General features: G+C 71.3%; 16 protein-coding genes. 9 read left to right on the top strand and 7 right to left on the bottom strand.

Features of this window, described 5'->3' with window-relative positions; all coding sequences use genetic code 11:
- The first annotated feature begins 223 nt into the window (after positions 1-223).
- The 4 genes from ABZ128_RS00080 (at position 224) to ABZ128_RS00065 (ending at position 4,821) form a co-directional block, all read left to right on the top strand.
- Positions 224-1,453 carry a nucleotide sugar dehydrogenase gene (locus ABZ128_RS00080; protein WP_356845035.1) on the top strand — a complete coding sequence of 410 codons (1,230 nt, stop codon included), beginning with the start codon at positions 224-226 and terminating at the stop codon, positions 1,451-1,453.
- Positions 1,454-1,564: 111 nt separating this feature from the next.
- Entirely contained in the window at positions 1,565-2,035 is a 471-nt protein-coding gene (locus ABZ128_RS00075) for a hypothetical protein (RefSeq protein WP_356845034.1), read from the top strand.
- 75 nt (positions 2,036-2,110) lie between these two features.
- Positions 2,111-3,076 carry a hypothetical protein gene (locus ABZ128_RS00070; protein WP_356845032.1) on the top strand — a complete coding sequence of 322 codons (966 nt, stop codon included), beginning with the start codon at positions 2,111-2,113 and terminating at the stop codon, positions 3,074-3,076.
- Between the two features lie 11 nt (positions 3,077-3,087).
- Positions 3,088-4,821: an insulinase family protein gene (locus ABZ128_RS00065; RefSeq protein WP_356845030.1), complete on the top strand. Its 1,734-nt coding sequence runs from the start codon at positions 3,088-3,090 to the stop codon at positions 4,819-4,821.
- An 84-nt stretch (positions 4,822-4,905) separates the two neighbouring features.
- Here the strand turns inward: ABZ128_RS00065 and ABZ128_RS00060 are convergent, their stop codons facing one another.
- The 4 genes from ABZ128_RS00060 to ABZ128_RS00045 form a co-directional block, all read right to left on the bottom strand.
- Positions 4,906-6,030 (bottom strand): GuaB3 family IMP dehydrogenase-related protein, encoded by a 1,125-nt coding sequence (locus tag ABZ128_RS00060; protein WP_356845028.1) that lies wholly within the window; start codon positions 6,028-6,030, stop codon positions 4,906-4,908.
- A gap of 143 nt (positions 6,031-6,173) precedes the next feature.
- Positions 6,174-7,679: an IMP dehydrogenase gene (guaB, locus tag ABZ128_RS00055; protein ID WP_356845026.1), complete on the bottom strand. Its 1,506-nt coding sequence runs from the start codon at positions 7,677-7,679 to the stop codon at positions 6,174-6,176.
- Positions 7,680-7,792: 113 nt separating this feature from the next.
- Complete coding sequence (locus ABZ128_RS00050) at positions 7,793-8,422, bottom strand: sigma-70 family RNA polymerase sigma factor (RefSeq protein WP_266574431.1); 630 nt, start codon at positions 8,420-8,422, stop codon at positions 7,793-7,795.
- A gap of 340 nt (positions 8,423-8,762) precedes the next feature.
- Positions 8,763-9,374, bottom strand: coding sequence for a response regulator transcription factor (locus ABZ128_RS00045; protein WP_003948568.1), 612 nt, complete (start codon positions 9,372-9,374; stop codon positions 8,763-8,765).
- 380 nt (positions 9,375-9,754) lie between these two features.
- Here ABZ128_RS00045 and ABZ128_RS00040 point away from each other — a divergent pair, with 380 nt between their 5' ends.
- Complete coding sequence (locus tag ABZ128_RS00040) at positions 9,755-10,081, top strand: WhiB family transcriptional regulator (RefSeq protein WP_356845024.1); 327 nt, start codon at positions 9,755-9,757, stop codon at positions 10,079-10,081.
- Between the two features lie 103 nt (positions 10,082-10,184).
- Here ABZ128_RS00040 and ABZ128_RS00035 read toward each other — a convergent pair whose 3' ends face one another.
- A complete protein-coding gene (locus ABZ128_RS00035; RefSeq protein ID WP_356845023.1) occupies positions 10,185-11,084 on the bottom strand; it encodes a LysR family transcriptional regulator in 900 nt (299 codons plus the stop codon).
- An 81-nt stretch (positions 11,085-11,165) separates the two neighbouring features.
- On the opposite strand from ABZ128_RS00035, the gene ABZ128_RS00030 reads away from it, so the two are divergent.
- The 3 genes from ABZ128_RS00030 to ABZ128_RS00020 are packed head-to-tail and all read left to right on the top strand — an operon-like array spanning position 11,166 to position 13,494.
- Entirely contained in the window at positions 11,166-11,957 is a 792-nt protein-coding gene (locus tag ABZ128_RS00030; RefSeq protein WP_356845021.1) for an MOSC domain-containing protein, read from the top strand.
- 9 nt (positions 11,958-11,966) lie between these two features.
- Positions 11,967-12,740 carry an SDR family oxidoreductase gene (locus ABZ128_RS00025; RefSeq protein WP_356845019.1) on the top strand — a complete coding sequence of 258 codons (774 nt, stop codon included), beginning with the start codon at positions 11,967-11,969 and terminating at the stop codon, positions 12,738-12,740.
- A gap of 58 nt (positions 12,741-12,798) precedes the next feature.
- Positions 12,799-13,494 (top strand): ester cyclase, encoded by a 696-nt coding sequence (locus ABZ128_RS00020; RefSeq protein WP_356845017.1) that lies wholly within the window; start codon positions 12,799-12,801, stop codon positions 13,492-13,494.
- A 121-nt stretch (positions 13,495-13,615) separates the two neighbouring features.
- Here the strand turns inward: ABZ128_RS00020 and groL are convergent, their stop codons facing one another.
- Both groL and groES read right to left on the bottom strand, forming a co-directional pair.
- A complete protein-coding gene (groL, locus tag ABZ128_RS00015) occupies positions 13,616-15,244 on the bottom strand; it encodes a chaperonin GroEL (protein ID WP_356845015.1) in 1,629 nt (542 codons plus the stop codon).
- 130 nt (positions 15,245-15,374) lie between these two features.
- Complete coding sequence (gene groES / locus ABZ128_RS00010) at positions 15,375-15,683, bottom strand: co-chaperone GroES (RefSeq protein ID WP_007265952.1); 309 nt, start codon at positions 15,681-15,683, stop codon at positions 15,375-15,377.
- A 396-nt stretch (positions 15,684-16,079) separates the two neighbouring features.
- On the opposite strand from groES, the gene ABZ128_RS00005 reads away from it, so the two are divergent.
- Entirely contained in the window at positions 16,080-17,486 is a 1,407-nt protein-coding gene (locus tag ABZ128_RS00005; protein ID WP_356845013.1) for an FtsW/RodA/SpoVE family cell cycle protein, read from the top strand.
- Positions 17,487-17,719: the final 233 nt, after the last annotated feature.

The following is a 17,719-nucleotide window of genomic DNA, read 5'->3' as shown; positions in this document are numbered from 1 at the left end:
CGGGTGATCCCGCTCACACCCCCCGTCCTCGATTCTGACCCGCCCGTGCGACATCAGCCACCGCCTGTGGACAACACAAGGATGACCACTACCCCGTAATACGACACTTCGGTCATATATACGCCTAGTCTGACATCGCGCCAACTCCCTCCGGCCACTCCTGCGGTCCACAGGACTTGCGCACCCAGCCCCCTCATGCATGTCAGGGAAGGGACGGCACCCCATGCCCGCAGACCTCGCCGTCATCGGACTCGGCCACCTCGGCCTCCCACTGGCCCAGGCGGCCGTCGCCGCCGGAATCGAGACGGTCGGCTACGACAGCGGTCCGGCCACGGACTCCACCCTCACCGCCGCCGAGGTCCGCCGCATGTCGGCCGCCGGCTTCCGGATCACCACCAACCCCGCCGAGCTCGGCCGGGTCCGCACGGCCGTCATCTGCGCCCCCACCCAGCTCGGCGCCGACCGTGCGCTCGACCTCGGGGCCGTCGGCGAGGCGGGCCGCACGCTCGCCGCCCGGCTGCGCCCTCACACCACCGTCATCCTCGAATCCGCGGCCCATCCGGGTGTCACCGAGGACTACCTGCGCCCGGTCCTCGAAGCCGGCTCCGGGCTGCGCGCCGGGCGCGACTTCCACCTGGCGTACTCCCCCAGCCGCCACGACCCGGGGAACCGCACGTACGGCATCGCCAACACCCCCAAGGTGATCGGCGGCCTCACCCCCGCCTGCACCGAGTCGGCACACGCCTTCTACGCCCGCCTCACCGAGAAGGTGGTCCGCGCCCGCGGCCTGCGCGAGGCCGAGACCGTGCAGCTCCTGGAGACCAACTACCGGCACGTCAACATCGCCCTCATGAACGAGATGGCGGTCCTGTGCCACGACCTCGGCGTCGACCTGTGGGACGTCATCCGCTGCGCCGAGACCAAGCCCTACGGGTTCCAGGCCTTCCGCCCCGGCCCCGGCGTCGGCGGGCACAGCGTCCCCCTGGACCCCAACTACCTCCCTCACACCACCCGAACCCCGGGGCACCCCCTGCGCATGGTGGGCCTCGCGCAGGAGATCAACAGCCGGATGCCCCAGTACGTCATCCAGCGCTGCGCCACCCTGCTGAACGAGCACGGGAAATCGGCTCGCGGGGCCCGGGTCCTGCTGCTCGGGGTCACGTACAAGCCCGACCTGGCGGACCAGGAGGGCTCCCCGGCCGGCGAGATCGCCAGCCGCCTCCTCGACCTGGGGGCCCTGATCAGCTACCACGACCCCTACATCGCGGGCTGGCGCGTACGGGACCAGCCCGTGCCCCGCGCCGAGTCGCTGTACGAGGCCGCGGCCAACGCCGACCTGACGGTCCTGCTCCAGCACCACCGCACCTACGACCTCCAGGGCCTGGCGGTGAAGGCCCAGCTGCTCCTGGACACCCGCGGCGCCAGCCCGGCGGGCGCGGCCCACCGCCTCTGAGCCGGAAATCCCCCCTGCGGATGTCGCAGCCGACTGCTAGCCTGCGGCGACTTATCTCGCACTTATGTCCCCTGGACACACGTGCATCCACATCCCAGGGGGGATCTCCGCATGACCCAGTCGTTCCAGCCGCCCGCGCCCGACTCCGCCACCCCGGCCCCGGCTCCGGCCCCCGTGCGCCCGGGCAACATCGGTCTCGGCCTCGCCGCGGCCCTCGTCGCGGCCGTGGTCGCGGCCGCCGTCTACGGCGGGATCATCGGCGCCAGCAAGTACCAGATCGGCTACGCCGCCGTCGGCGTCGGCATCCTGGTCGGCTTCGCCGCCGGCAAGCTGGGCGGCCGCAATCCCGTCCTGCCGGTGGTCAGCGCCGTGCTCGCCCTGGCGGCCGTCTTCGCGGGCCAGATCTTCGGCATCGCCCTCATCGGCGCCGACGAGCTCGGCACCGGCGTCCTCGACGTGCTGGGCCTCGGCGTGAACCTCCTCGTCGACGCCTGGAAGGAAGACTCCGACCCGCTGACGTACGTCTTCCTCGCCATCGGCGGCTACGCCGCCTTCGGCACGGCGAAGAAGACCGCCGTCTGACCGAAGGGCGCCTGAGCAGGCACGTCCGGAAGAATTCCCTGTCGGAGGCCGGATCTGCGGCCCTATGATCCGCGCGTGTCTGCTCACCCCCCGCCCGGTCGGCCCGTCTTCGACCCCGCCGACCGCATTCCCGCCCTCGGCGCCCTGCGCGATGCCGTCCGGCGCCGCGACTGGGACGCCGTGTCCGCCGCCTTCGACGCGCACCCCGACGAGGACGACCGCGCCGTCGCCTGCCGGGTCGTCGCCGACCTCCCCCACGAGGGGTTCCTCCGGCAGGCCGTCGACCACGACCCGCGCGGCCCGCTGGCCCGGTGCCTGCTCGCCGACCGGCTGATCCAGGCCGGCTGGGCCAGGCGGACGGCGTACGCCGCCCAGTACGTCTCCCAGGAGCAGTTCGAGGACTTCCACGCCCACCTGCGGCGCGCGGAGCTGCTGCTCATCGACGTCTGCGCCGAGCACCCGCAGTACGCACTCGGCTGGTACCTGCGCGTGATCACCTCCCGCGGCCTCCAACTCGGCCTGGGCGAGACGCGGCGCCGCCACGAGCGGCTCGCGGAGCACCACCCGCACCACTACGCCGGCCAGCAGCAGCTGCTCCAGCAGATCTGCCCCAAGTGGGGCGGTACCTGGGAGGCCGCCCACGGCTTCGCCGCGGAGTGCACGAAGGCGTCGCCGCCGGGGAGCCCCAACGGCGCCCTGATCGCCGTCGCACAGATGGAGCAGTACCTGGACGTGCGGGAAAAGGAGGGCGACCGGGTCGCAGAAACGTATCTGCGCACGGCTGCCGCCCACCAGGCCCTCGTGGAGGCCGCCGCCCACTCGGTCCTGCACCCCTCGGCCCGCGCCGGGGCGTACCAGTCCGTCAACGCCCACAGCGCCTTCGCCGCCGCGCACTGCGCCGCCGGCCGGCACGCCGAGGCGGCCCCGCACTTCCGCGCCCTCGGCGACCGCGCCAGTGCGTTCCCGTGGGGCTACATCGGCGGCGGCGACCACGAGGCCGAGTTCGCCCGCCACCGCAAGACCGCCCTGGCGAAGGGCTGAGGAACAACACCATGGACCTGCACACCGCCGCGCCGGGACCCGACGCCGACGGCATCACCACCACCACCGTGGACGGCATCCGCACCGTCCTCGCCCCCCGCTCGGGACTCCTGTCCGCCGGGCTCCTCTTCCGGGTCGGCCGCGCCGACGAGACCCTTCCCACCAGCGGTATCACCCACCTGGTCGAGCACCTCGCGCTGCACCGGCACGGCCTCGGCGACCTGCACTACAACGGCACCACCGGCGCCCTCCACACCCACTTCCACGTCACCGGCACCACCGCCGACGTGGTCGAGTACCTCAACGGCGTGTGCGCGGCGCTGCGCGACCTGCCCATGGAGCGCCTGGAGACCGAGAAGGAGATCCTGCGCACCGAGGCCGCCGGCAAGAGCCGCGGGCCGGGCCACGCCGCCACTCTGTGGCGCTACGGCTCCCGCTCGTACGGCCTCACCTCCTACGCCGAGGTGGGCCTGCACCACCTGACCGCGGACCAGGTCCGCGCCTGGGCGCAGACCCGGTTCACCGCCGGGAACGCCGTCCTGTGGATCACCGGCGACACCGTCCCCGAGGGCCTCGACCTCAGGCTCCCGGCCGGTGCGTGGCACCCGGTCCCGGCGGCCACCTCCGCGCTCCCCGCCACCCCCGCCCACTTCCGGGGCGAGGAGGGCGGCGTCGTCCTGACGGCGGTCCTGCCGCGCTCCACCGAAGCAGGTCTGTTCGCCGACGTCCTGGGCAAGGAGCTGTTCCGCGAGCTGCGCCAGAAGGGCGGCTACTCCTACACCGCGACCGCCGACTACTCCCCACGCGACGCGGACCACGCGACCCTCACCGCGTACGCCGACGCGCTCCCGCAGAAACAGGACGCCCTGGTCGGGGCCTTCGTCGACGTCTTCGCGAAGCTTCGGGCCGGCCGGATCGAGCAGAGCGACCTGGACGCCGTACGAGCCGGCGCGCTGGCGCAGTTCGAGACCCCGGAGCTCGCCGCCCGCATGCTCCCCGGGCATGCCGTGGACGTACTGCTGCGCCACCGCACCCCCACCGTCGCCGAGGCGAAGGCCGAGATCGAGGCGGTCACCGTCGCCGACCTCCGGCGGGTCGCACAGGACGTGTGGGCCGACGCCCTGATGCAGGTGCCCGGCCGGGGCGTGGACTGGGCGGGGCTGGAGCCGGCTCCCACCGACTCCCCGGACCTGGTCGACGGCCGGCGCCACCCGGCGGTGGAGGACCCGGGCGTCTTCCTGCGCCTCGCCGAGGACGGCGTCAGCCGGGTCTCGCCGGGCCAGCGGGTCACCGTCCGCTACGACGCGTGCTCCCTCATGCAGGTCTATCCCGACGGCGCCCGCCACCTGGTCGGCCACGACGGGTTCACCGTCACCGTCGAGCCGACCCTCTACCACCGGATCACCCCTGCCGAACTCGCGGTGATCGACGCGGCCGTCCCGCCCTCGGCGGTGGTCGCGATGCCGCCCCGCGACCCGTCGCGGATCCCGCGGCCGGCCGGGCCCGCCCCGGCGGCCGCGCCCGCTCGGCGATCCATCTGGTTCACCGTCCTGCTGTGGGTGCTCGGGCTCCCCGGGCTGATCATCGGCGGGTCGGCGCTCTTGCTCGCCATGGCCCTGGGCGACTCGCACGACCGCATACCCCAGGAGAACGCCCAGCACCTGCTCAACTGGTTGTTCCTCGCCGGCGCCTTCCTGATCCCGTGGGCCGTCTGCCTGGATCGCCGGGTCAAGGGCAAGAACTGACCGCCGAACGGCTGAACGACTGAACGGCGCAACGCCGAAGGGCCGGCGCCCCCGCGGGGTGCCGGCCCTTCGCACGCGTGTCCGTCAGCGGCTGTGCTGGGAGTCCGCGACCGTGACCTCGACCCGCTGGAACTCCTTGAGCTCGCTGTAGCCCGTGGTGGCCATCGAGCGGCGCAGGGCGCCGAAGAGGTTCATCGAGCCGTCCGGGGTGTGCGACGGGCCGGTGAGGATCTCCTCGGTGGTGCCGACCGTGCCCAGGTCCACCTTCTTGCCGCGCGGCACGTCCTCGTGGACGGCCTCCATGCCCCAGTGGTTGCCCTTGCCGGGAGCGTCCGTGGCGCGGGCCAGCGGGGAGCCCATCATGACGGCGTCCGCACCGCAGGCGATGGCCTTGGGCAGGTCGCCCGACCAGCCCACGCCGCCGTCCGCGATGACGTGCACGTACCGGCCGCCGGACTCGTCCATGTAGTCGCGGCGGGCCGCGGCGACGTCCGCGACGGCGGTGGCCATCGGGACCTGGATGCCGAGCACGTTGCGCGTCGTGTGCGCGGCGCCGCCGCCGAAGCCGACCAGGACGCCCGCGGCGCCGGTGCGCATCAGGTGCAGGGCCGCGGTGTAGGTGGCGCACCCGCCGACGATGACCGGGACGTCGAGCTCGTAGATGAACTGCTTGAGGTTCAGCGGCTCGGCGGCGCCCGAGACGTGCTCCGCGGAGACGGTGGTACCGCGGATCACGAAGATGTCCACACCCGCGTCCACGACGGCCTTGGAGAACTCGGCGGTGCGCTGCGGGGACAGCGCGGCGGCGGTGACGACGCCCGAGTCGCGCACCTCCTTGATCCGCTGCCGGATCAGGTCGGCCTGGATCGGCGCGGCGTAGATCTCCTGGAGGCGGCGCGTCGCGGCGTCCTCGTCCAGCTCCGTGATCTCGTCGAGCAGCGGCTGCGGGTCCTCGTACCGGGTCCACAGGCCTTCGAGGTTCAGCACGCCGAGGCCGCCGAGCTCGCCGATGCGGATGGCGGTCTGCGGGGAGACGACCGAGTCCATGGGGGCGGCCAGGAACGGGAGCTCGAAGCGGTAGGCGTCGATCTGCCAGGCGATGGAGACCTCCTTCGGGTCCCGCGTACGCCGGCTCGGGACGATGGCGATGTCGTCGAACGCGTACGCCCTGCGGCCGCGCTTGCCGCGCCCGATCTCGATCTCAGTCACGTGTGGTGGCCTTTCCTCTGGGTCTGCCCGTCCAGTATCCCCGAACCCCGGGGGCCTGCGTTCCGCTGACCGCTGTACGGACGCATGCCGCAGGGGCGGGTCCCTGCGGACCCGCCCCTGCGGGATGTCACCGTGCCGGCCGGTCAGCCCTTGCGGCTGTAGTTCGGCGCCTCGACCGTCATCTGGATGTCGTGCGGGTGGCTCTCCTTGAGGCCCGCCGAGGTGATGCGGACGAAACGGCCGCGCTCCTGGAGCTCGGGCACCGTACGGCCGCCGACGTAGAACATCGACTGGCGCAGCCCGCCGACGAGCTGGTGCACGACCGCGGAGAGCGGGCCGCGGTAGGGGACCTGGCCCTCGATGCCCTCGGGGATGAGCTTGTCGTCGCCGCCCACGCCCTCCTGGAAGTAGCGGTCCTTGGAGAAGGACTTGCGGTCGCCGCGGGACTGCATCGCGCCGAGCGAGCCCATGCCGCGGTACGACTTGAACTGCTTGCCGTTGATGAAGAGCAGCTCGCCCGGGGACTCCTCGCAGCCGGCGAGCAGCGAGCCGAGCATCACCGTGTCGGCGCCCGCGACGAGCGCCTTGGCGATGTCGCCCGAGTACTGCAGGCCGCCGTCGCCGATGACCGGGACGCCCGCGGCCTTGGCGGCGAGCGAGGCCTCGTAGATGGCGGTGACCTGCGGGACGCCGATGCCGGCGACGACGCGGGTGGTGCAGATGGAGCCCGGGCCGACGCCGACCTTGATGCCGTCGCAGCCGGCGTCGACGAGCGCCTGGGCGCCGTCACGGGTGGCGACGTTGCCGCCGATCACGTCGACGGAGGAGTTGGACTTGATCTTGGCGACCATGTCGCCGACCAGGCGGGAGTGGCCGTGCGCGGTATCGACGACGATGAAGTCGGCACCGGCCTCGATCAGGGCCTGGGCGCGCTCGTACGCGTCGCCCGCGACGCCGACCGCGGCGCCGACCAGGAGGCGGCCGTCCTTGTCCTTGGCGGCGTTCGGGTACTTCTCCGCCTTGACGAAGTCCTTGACGGTGATGAGGCCCTTGAGGACGCCCGCGTCGTCGACCAGCGGCAGCTTCTCGATCTTGTGTCGGCGCAGCAGCTCCATGGCGTCCACGCCGGAGATGCCGACCTTGCCGGTGACCAGCGGCATCGGGGTCATGACCTCGCGCACCTGGCGGCTGCGGTCCGACTCGAAGGCCATGTCGCGGTTGGTGACGATGCCGAGCAGCTTGCCGGCGGGGTCGGTGACCGGAACGCCCGAGATCCGGAACTTCGCGCAGAGCTCGTCGGCCTCGCGGAGCGTGGCGTCCGGGTGCACGGTGATCGGGTCGGTGACCATGCCGGACTCGGAGCGCTTGACCAGGTCGACCTGGTTGGCCTGGTCGGCGATGGAGAGGTTGCGGTGCAGGACGCCGACGCCGCCCTGGCGGGCCATCGCGATGGCCATGCGGGCCTCGGTGACCTTGTCCATGGCGGCGGACAGCAGCGGAACGTTCACCCGGACGTTGCGCGAGATGAGGGAGGAGGTGTCGATCGCGTCCGGTGCCATGTCGGACGCGCCCGGCAGCAGCAGGACATCGTCATAAGTGAGCCCGAGGGTGGCGAATTTGTCGGGCACTCCGTCGGCGTTCACAGTCATGACACCTTCCCAAATGGTCTTGCTCAGCGCGGATGTCCATGCTAACGGGATCGCGAGGCGTCTCATTCCACGAGCAAGGTCAAGCAGAAGTTTCGTCTTTTCCTACGAATCTGCTATTGCTCGGCGAGGGCGCGCAGCCGACTGAGCGCCCGGTGCTGTGCCACGCGGACCGCTCCCGGGGACATGCCGAGCATCTGGCCCGTCTCCTCGGCCGTCAGGCCGACCGCGACGCGCAGGACGAGGAGCTCGCGCTGGTTCTCCGGAAGGTTGGCGAGCAGCTTCTTGGCCCAGGCGGCGTCACTGCTGAGCAGCGCCCGCTCCTCCGGGCCCAGCGAGTCGTCCGGCCGCTCCGGCATCTCGTCCGAGGGCACGGCCGTACTGCCCGGGTGGCGCATGGCGGCCCGCTGGAGGTCCGCCACCTTGTGCGCGGCAATCGCGAAGACGAAGGCCTCGAAGGGGCGCCCGGTGTCGCGGTAGCGCGGCAGTGCCATCAGGACGGCGACGCAGACCTCCTGCGCCAGGTCCTCCACGAAGTGGCGGGCATCACCCGGCAGCCGCGAGAGCCGGGTGCGGCAGTAGCGGATGGCGAGGGGGTGCACGAAGGCCAGCAGATCGTGCGTGGCCTGCTCGTCGCCCTCGACCGCCCTGCGTACGAGCGCGCTGACGGCCCCGGCGCTGCCGCCCTTGGCGGCGCCGGTGGGGCCTGTGGCCGCGGGTGACCCCAGGGCCTCGTCGTCGCGCATCAATCCATGGTGCCTTGGCGCGGGAGCATCCGCGGCACCACGGTCCGTGTTGTGCATCGAAGCGTTATGAGCGGGTGCGCCTGAACTCATCACTGCGCCCTCCCCTCCCGCTCGCCCGAATACTCCCTGAGGCCCCATCCCAGAAAATGCGCCACACCTCAAGGATGCGGCATCGCGCTCGAAGCGACACGTCCCCCGGATCGAGCCCCGCCAATCCCCCGGCGGGCCGGCGTCCTGCCGGGGCCGGCGCCCCGAGCCCCGGGACGCGCCGCCCCGCCCGCCGGTGGCGGACGGGACCGCTCTCCGTCAGCTGGTCAGCGGCCGGCGGGCGAGCGCACGCTCAGCGGACCAGGCCCCAGCGGAAGCCGAGGGCCACCGCGTGTGCCCGGTCCGAGGCGCCGAGCTTCTTGAACAGCCGGCGGGCGTGCGTCTTGACCGTGTCCTCGGAGAGGAAGAGCTCGCGCCCGATCTCCGCGTTGGACCGGCCGTGGCTCATGCCCTCCAGCACCTGGATCTCGCGCGCGGTGAGCGTGGGCGCGGCGCCCATCTCGGCCGAGCGCAGCCGGCGCGGGGCCAGGCGCCAGGTGGGGTCGGCGAGCGCCTGGGTGACCGTGGCCCGCAGCTCGGCGCGCGAGGCGTCCTTGTGCAGATAGCCCCGGGCGCCGGCGGCGACCGCCAGGGCCACCCCGTCCAGGTCCTCGGCGACCGTCAGCATGATGATGCGGGCGCCCGGATCGGCCGAGAGCAGTCGGCGCACCGTCTCCACACCGCCCAGCCCCGGCATCCGTACATCCATCAGAATCAGGTCGGAGCGGTCGGCACCCCAGCGGCGGAGGACTTCCTCGCCGTTGGCAGCCGTCGTCACACGCTCGACGCCGGGCACGGTGGCAACCGCGCGACGGAGCGCCTCTCGGGCAAGCGGGGAGTCGTCGCAGACGAGGACGGATGTCATGACCGCCCTCCGCAGCTGCTGATGCGCGTCACCTTGAGCCTCCAGGCTGGTACGTATCGTCACCTGTGCGGTCGATGCTCTCGGACACCTGTCCGGGAACTTCTTGGTTCAACCGCCTTCGCTCTCTCAACGATGGTCACTCGAAAGAGTTACGGGTCGGACGGACACCTTCGGCACTCTACGTGAGGAAGCGATCACCGCGCCGCAACCACTCGGCGCGCGTCCTCCATCTGGAGCTATGCCCTATTTGGCGGCTTTCCTTCCGTTTGGCATGTGTCTGAGGCTAGATTCCCAATGAGTCATATTTACATCTACTACGACAGTAGGTGTGGAGACTTGGACCGTAACCGTCTCAGTACCGGCGACCAAGAGGACTACCCATGGCAGATTTCTCCCGCCTCCCCGGACCGAACGCCGATCTCTGGGACTGGCAGCTGCTCGCTGCCTGCCGCGGGGTCGACAGCTCCCTCTTCTTCCACCCGGAAGGCGAGCGGGGCGCGGCCAGGAGTGCGCGCGAAGCCTCGGCCAAAGAGGTCTGCATGCGATGCCCGGTGCGTTCGGAATGCGCCGCGCACGCACTCGCCGTCCGCGAGCCCTACGGGGTGTGGGGCGGCCTCACCGAGGACGAGCGCGAGGAACTGATGGGCCGCGCCCGCCATCGACTGATCCCCGCATCGACCACGATCGGACCGTCCACCCCCCATTGACCGGTAACTGACCGGAGAGTACGAAGGAACGTTTCCCTTCGCGGGAGCGCGCCGCACGCCACGCGTTCGGCCGAACCGCAGTACCGCCGTACGGGCGGTTCGGTCAGCGCGCGGCGGCGCGCTCCAGCTGGGTCAGGGTCGCGGCCACGGCCGGCACCCGGGCGAGGTCCGGCAGCGTCAGCGCCACGACCTCGCGCTCGACGGCCGGCTCCACGGCCAAGGTGGCGACCCCCTTGGCCCGTACGGACTCCACCGCGAGCTCCGGCAGCACCGCGACGCCCAGCCCCGCCCCCACCAGGCCGACCACCGCCGGATAGTCGTCGGTGGCAAAGTCGATCCGCGGGGTGAAGCCCGCACCCTCGCAGACCTCCACCAGGTGCCGGCGGCAGCGCGGGCAGCCCGCGATCCACGGCTCGTCGGCGAGCTCCGCCATGCCGAGCCGCTCCGCACCGGCCAGCCGGTGCCCCTCGGGCACCAGCCCGACGAGCCGGTCCGTCAGCAGCGGCCGCACCACCAGGTCCTCCCACTCGGCGGCCGATGCCGAGGCACCCGCGTACCGGAAGGCCAGCGCCACGTCGCAGTCGCCGTCGCGCAGCATCTCCACCGAGCGCGGCGGCTCCGCCTCGACCAGCGAGACACGGGTGCCCGGGTGCTCGGCCCGCATCGCCGCGAGGGCGGTCGGCACCAGCGTCGAACTGCCGCTCGGGAACGACACGAGGCGGACCCGCCCGGCGCGCAGCCCCGCGATGGCCGCGACCTCCTCCTCGGCGGCGGTCAGCCCGGCGAGGATCCCGGCGGCATGCCGGACCAGCGCGTCCCCGGCCTGGGTCAGGCGCATCTCCCGCCCGGTACGGACGAGCAGCGGCGTGCCGGCGGACTGCTCCAGCGCCTTCATCTGCTGCGAGACGGCGGGCTGGGTGCAGCCGAGCTCGCGGGCGGCGGCGGAGAAGGAACCCGTACCGGCCACGGCGCGCAGGACCCGGAGATGGCGTGCCTCGATCATTCTTCGAGCATAAGCCCTGCTTTGACCGCGCGGCGAATATCCCGGTGCCACCTTTGGGAGAGCTCGGCTACCGTAGCGGCCATGCTTCCGATCCCCGGACCCGCCGGCGCCGCACCCGCCACCAGGACCGCCACCTCCGCGGCCGCCACCTCCGCGCCCGCGCCCCGCAGGCGAATCCTCTCCGTGAACACCGGCCGCGCCGCCGCCGTCGAGTACACCGACGCCGAGGGCGGCCTGACCGGGATCGGCAAGCGCCCGGTCGCCGGCAGCGTCCGCGTCTTCGCGCCGGGCCCCCGCGGGACCGGCGCCAGCGGCGTCGAGGGCGACGACGTCTGCGACCTGCGCCACCACGGCGGCGAACACCAGGCCGTCTACGCCTACGCACGCGAGGACCTGGACTGGTGGGAGCGCGAGCTGGGCCGCGAACTGCCCGCCGGGATCTTCGGCGAGAACCTCACCACCTCCGGCATCGACCTGACCGGCGCGCTGCTCGGCGAGCGCTGGCGGATCGGCGCGGACCTCGTCCTGGAGGTGGCCTCGGCCCGCATCCCCTGCCGCACCTTCCAGGGGGCCCTGGGGGAGAAGGCCTGGGTCAAGCGGTTCACGCGGGCCGCACGTCCGGGCGCCTACCTGCGGGTGATCCGGGAGGGCCGGGTCGGCGCCGGCGACACGGTCGAGCTCGTACACCGCCCGGACCACGACGTGACGGTCGGGCTCTGGTTCCGCGCCTTCACCACGGAGCGCGCACTGCTCCCCCGGACGCTCGCGGCGGGCGGGGCGATGGAGCCGAAGGCCCACGAGACGGTACGCACGTACCTGCAGAAGCAGTCACGGCACGCACAGGCTGCTGAACCCGTCACCGGGGGCGGCTAGGTTGCGCCTATGACGACTGCGTTGATTACGGGATCCACGGCGGGCATCGGCGCCGCCTTCGCCCGGCGGCTCGCCGCCCAGGGCCACAACCTCGTACTGGTGGCCCGCGACACCAAGCGGCTCGCCGAACAGGCCACCGAGCTGCACGACCGGCACGGGATCGAGGCCGAGGTGCTGACCGCCGACCTCGCCACCGACGAGGGCATCGCGGCGGTGGAGCAGCGCCTCGACGACCGCACGCACCCGGTGGACCTGCTGGTCAACAACGCCGGCTTCGGCAACAAGGGCCGCTACCTCGAAGTCTCCATGGCCGACGAGCTGGCCATGCTCAAGGTGCACGTCGAGGCCGTCCTGCGGCTCACCTCGGCTGCCACCGCGTCGATGCGCTCGCGGGGCCGGGGCGGAGTGGTCAACGTGGCGTCGGTGGCGGCCTTCGTACCGCGCGGCACGTACGGGGCGAGCAAGGCCTGGGTCGTCCAGTTCACCCAGGGCGCGGCGAAGGACCTGGCGGGCTCCGGGGTGCGGCTGATGGCGCTGTGCCCCGGCTTTGTACGGACCGAGTTCCACCAGCGCGCCGGCATGGGCACGGACAACATCCCGGGCTGGATGTGGCTCGACGCCGACAAGTTGGTGGCCTCGGCGCTGGCCGACCTGGCGCGCGGCAAGACGGTCTCGATCCCCGATCCGCGGTACAAGGCGCTGATGGGCGTGGTGAAGCTGGCGCCGCGCGGGCTGCTGGGCGGGGTGAGCTCGCGCACGGGCCGCAAGTACGGCCCCCAGTAGACCCTTATGGGCGAATTCTCCCTAAAATGGACATACCTCATCCAGCCCGGGAGACGCCATGACATTCGTACAAATTGTCGATTATGAGACGAGCAGGCCCGAGGACCTGAACGAGGTCCTCGACCGGTACCTGGCGAAGACGAACGGCAAGCGCACGGTGACCCACAGCGTCATCGCGAAGGACCGCGAGTCCGACACCCACTACGTCGACGTCGTCGAATTCCCGTCGTACGAAGAGGCCATGAAGAACTCTCATCTCCCGGAGACGGACCAGATGTTCCAGGAGATGGTGGCCCTCTGCGACGGGATGCCCAGGTTCACCAACCTGGACGTCGTACGCGACGAGCACCTCAACACCATGCTCGCGAACCGAATGTTCAACGACCTCGCGATGAAGGGCGACATGTCCGCGGCGGACGAGATCTTCGCCGCGGACTTCCGTGACCACGACATCGGCAACCCCGAGGACAAGATCGGCCCGGAGGGGATGCGCGAAGACGTCCGGATGTGGCGCGATGGCTTCGATTTCAACTTCACGATCGACGCACAGATGGCCCAGGACGACTACGTCACCACGTTGTGGACCTGGACCGGCACCCACAAGGGCGAGTTCATGGGAGTCGCCCCGACCGGCAAGAGCTGCACAATGACCGGCACGACGGTCTTCCGCTGCGAGGACGGAATGATCAAGGAAGGCTGGTGGCACTACGACGCCATGGGCCTGATGCGGCAGCTCGGGATGATGGACACCTGACCGGGCACCGGCAGGACCGCGCCGGACACGGGGAAGGGCCCCGGTCACCGCTCGGAAGCGGTGACCGGGGCCCTTCCCGGTTCAGCTCGGCTCAGCCCGGCTCAGCCCGGCTCGGCCTGCGTCAGTGGCTGTGGCCGTGACCGTGGCCGTGGCCGGCCTCGGCCTCTTCCTCAGCCGGCTTCTCGACGACCAGGGTCTCGGTCGTCAGCAGCAGGGAGGCGATGGAAGCGGCGTTCTCCAGCGCGGAGCGGGTGACCTTGACCGGGTCGATGACGCCGGCCTTGACCAGGTCGCCGTACTCACCGGTGGCGGCGTTGAAGCCCTGGCCCTTGTCGAGCTCGGCGACCTTCGAGGTGATGACGTAGCCCTCAAGGCCGGCGTTCTCGGCGATCCAGCGCAGCGGCTCGACGGCGGCGCGGCGGACGACCGCGACACCCGTGCCCTCGTCGCCGGACAGGCCCAGGTTCCCCTCCAGCACCTTCACGGCGTGGACGAGCGCGGAGCCACCGCCGGAGACGATGCCCTCCTCGACCGCGGCGCGGGTCGCCGAGATGGCGTCCTCAAGGCGGTGCTTCTTCTCCTTGAGCTCCACCTCGGTGGCGGCGCCGACCTTGATGACGCAGACGCCGCCGGCGAGCTTCGCCAGGCGCTCCTGCAGCTTCTCGCGGTCCCAGTCCGAGTCGGTGGACTCGATCTCGGCCTTGATCTGGTTGACACGGCCCAGGACGTCCTCGGCGTTGCCGCCGCCGTCCACGATGGTGGTGTCGTCCTTGGAGATGGTCACGCGGCGCGCGGAGCCCAGCACGTCGAGACCGGCCTGGTCGAGCTTGAGGCCGACCTCCTCGGCGATGACGGTGGCACCGGTGAGGGTGGCCATGTCCTGGAGCATCGCCTTGCGGCGGTCACCGAAGCCGGGCGCCTTGACGGCGACCGCGTTGAAGGTGCCGCGGATCTTGTTGACGACGAGGGTGGAGAGGGCCTCGCCCTCGACGTCCTCGGCGATGATCAGCAGCGGCTTGGAGCCACCCGCCTGGATGACCTTCTCCAGGAGCGGCAGCAGGTCCTGGATGGACGAGATCTTGCCCTGGTTGATCAGGATGTACGGGTCGTCGAGGACGGCCTCCATACGCTCCTGGTCGGTCACCATGTACGGCGAGAGGTAGCCCTTGTCGAAGGCCATGCCCTCGGTGAACTCCAGCTCCAGGCCGAAGGTGTTGGACTCCTCGACGGTGATGACACCGTCCTTGCCGACCTTGTCCATCGCCTCGGCGATGAGCTCGCCGACCTGCTGGTCCTGCGCGGAGAGCGCAGCCACGGCGGCGATGTCGGACTTGTCGTCGATCGGGCGGGCGGTCGCGAGGAGCTCCTCGGACACGGCCTTGACCGCGGCGTCGATGCCCTTCTTCAGGGCGGCCGGGGAAGCGCCGGCGGCGACGTTGCGCAGGCCCTCGCGGACCAGCGCCTGGGCCAGCACGGTGGCGGTGGTGGTGCCGTCACCCGCGATGTCGTTGGTCTTGGTCGCCACCTCCTTCACGAGCTGGGCGCCCAGGTTCTCGTACGGGTCGTCCAGCTCGACCTCGCGGGCGATGGTGACACCGTCGTTGGTGATGGTGGGGGCGCCGAACTTCTTGTCGATGACGACGTTGCGGCCCTTGGGGCCGATCGTCACCTTGACCGTGTCGGCAAGCTTGTTGACGCCGCGCTCGAGGGCGCGACGGGCGTCCTCGTCGAACTTCAGGATCTTCGCCATGGGAGCGGTTCAGCCCTCTCGAAAACTCGGGTTTAACGAACTGCGCCCCTCGCCGCCCGGCGATCAGCGGGGTGGCCAGGGGCGCAGCTCAAAGCATTCTGCTGAAGTGCAGAAGTGGTGACTTCAGTGATTACTTCTCGACGATCGCGAGGACGTCGCGAGCCGAGAGGACGAGGTACTCCTCGCCGCTGTACTTCACTTCGGTGCCGCCGTACTTGCTGTACAGCACGATGTCGCCGACGTTGACGTCCAGCGGGAGACGCTGGCCGTCCTCGAAGCGGCCCGGGCCCACGGCAAGGACGACGCCCTCCTGGGGCTTCTCCTTCGCGGTGTCCGGGATGACCAGGCCGGAGGCCGTGGTCTGCTCGGCGTCGAGCGGCTGGACCACGATGCGGTCCTCAAGCGGCTTGATGGCAACCTTGGAGCTGGCGGTCGTCACGATCCGACCTCCCCCTTCGGAGATCTCACGGGGTTAACTGTCTGAGGTGGCGACCAGGTGGATCCGTCGTCGCGGGTGCCGGACCTGCCCGTCGCTGTGTTGGCACTCACCGGGGGCGAGTGCCAGGTGCGAGACTATTCCGGCGATTAGCACTCGGTCAAGCGGAGTGCCAATACGGTCCACCGCGTGGCGTCAGTCCGGGCGTCGGGGCGGGGTGGGCGGGGGCCGCGGGCGGGTACCGGGCGGGGGTGCCGGGCGGGGGTACGAACGCCCGCGAGGCAACCACGGCGGGGGCTCCGACGTCATAGTCGATATGAAGATAAAGCGCCGCATTGCCGAGCAGATCGGACCGAGGGCCTCCGCTACCGCGGCGTCCATCGACGACGGCGGCGCCCCGTGCGCGGACTGAGGCCGCTGACGACCGCCGGCGCGCGCCGCCGCACCGAGGCGCTGCTGCTGGTCTTCGTCGTCGCCATCGCCGTCGCCGGGCACGCGAGCGCGGGCCTGGCGATGAACGGGGTGCTCCCCGCCAACCTCACCGGCTTCACCATCAGCATGAGCCTCCTCGCGCTGGTCGGGCACCTCGGCGTACGCCGTTTCGCGGCCTACGCGGACCCGCTGGTCCTCCCGCTCGCGATGCTGCTCACGGGGCTGGGGCTGGTGCTGCTGCACCGGCTGGACCAGTCGTACATCGAGAAGTACGGCGCGGACGCCAACGCGCCGGGACAGCTGGTGTGGACGGTCATCGGCGTCGCCGCCTGCATCGCGGTGGTCGCCCTGCTGCGCGACCACCGGCTGCTGCAGCGCTTCATCTACCTCACCATGGCCGCCGCGCTGGTGCTGCTGATCGCACCGGCCTTCTCGCCCGCGGACACGTACGGCGCGAAGCGCTGGATCGTCATCGGGGGCTTCTCGCTCCAGCCCGGCGAGTTCGTGAAGATCATGATCGCGGTCTTCTTCGCCGGGTACCTCGTGGTCCACCGCGACTCGCTGGCCCTGACGGGCCGCAGGTTCCTCGGCATGCGGCTGCCCCCGATGCGCCAGCTCGGACCCATCGTCACGGTGTGGATCGTCTCGCTGCTGGTACTGGTCTTCGAGCGCGACCTCGGCACGTCGCTGATCTTCTTCGGTGTGTTCGTGGTGATGCTCTACGTGGCCACCGAGCGCACCAGCTGGATCGTGTGCGGCCTGCTGATGGCCGCGGGCGGAGCGTTCGTGGTGGGCTCGACGGAGCCGCACGTGAAGGCGCGCGTGGCCGCCTGGCTGAACCCGCTGTCGTACTACTGGAAGGACCGGCCGCCGGGGGTGACCTCGGACCAGTCCGCGCAGGCACTGTTCAGCTTCGGCACCGGAGGGATGTCGGGGACGGGGCTCGGCCTGGGCCACCCGGAGCTGATCAAGTTCGCGGGCCGCAGCGACTTCATCCTGACCACGGTCGGCGAGGAACTCGGCCTGGCGGGGGTCATGGCGGTGCTGCTCCTGTACGCGCTCCTGGTGCAGCGGGGGCTGCGCATGGCCCTCGGCGCCCGCGACCCCTTCGGCAAGCTGCTGGCGGTGGGCCTGTCGGCGGCGCTGGCTCTCCAGGTCTTCGTGGTGGCCGGCGGCGTGACCGGCCTGATCCCCCTGACGGGCAAGGCGCTGCCCTTCCTGGCGAAGGGCGGCTCCTCCCTCCTGGCCAACTGGGTGATGGTCGCCCTGCTGCTGCGCATCAGCGACAGCGCGGAGAGGCAACGGGAGGCGGACAGCCGCGGCCCGGCAGAAACGACGATCACGCCGACGGCGGCGGCGGTGGCGGGGCGGTGAGGGGGCTCCGGGGGGCGGGGGGCCCGGGGGGCGGGGGTGGGAGGCGCGGGGCGGTGGCTTCGGGGGGCGGGATTCCCGCACCCGGCATCGGAGAAGTTCCGGGGGCGTCCCGTCAGTCCACTGTCCTTCCGTGTCGGTCCGGGCCGTCAAGGGCGCTCTCTTCGTTCGCGTCGCTTCGCGATGGCCTTCGGCCACCCTTGACCGCCCGGCCCGCCCCGGAAAGACAACAGACT

This window comes from Streptomyces sp. NPDC006326, assembly GCF_040612915.1.
In the GTDB taxonomy this organism is placed as follows: Bacteria; Actinomycetota; Actinomycetes; order Streptomycetales; family Streptomycetaceae; genus Streptomyces.
The sequence above is the reverse complement of the archived record's forward strand: the minus strand, read 5'-3'. Positions and strand labels throughout refer to the sequence as shown.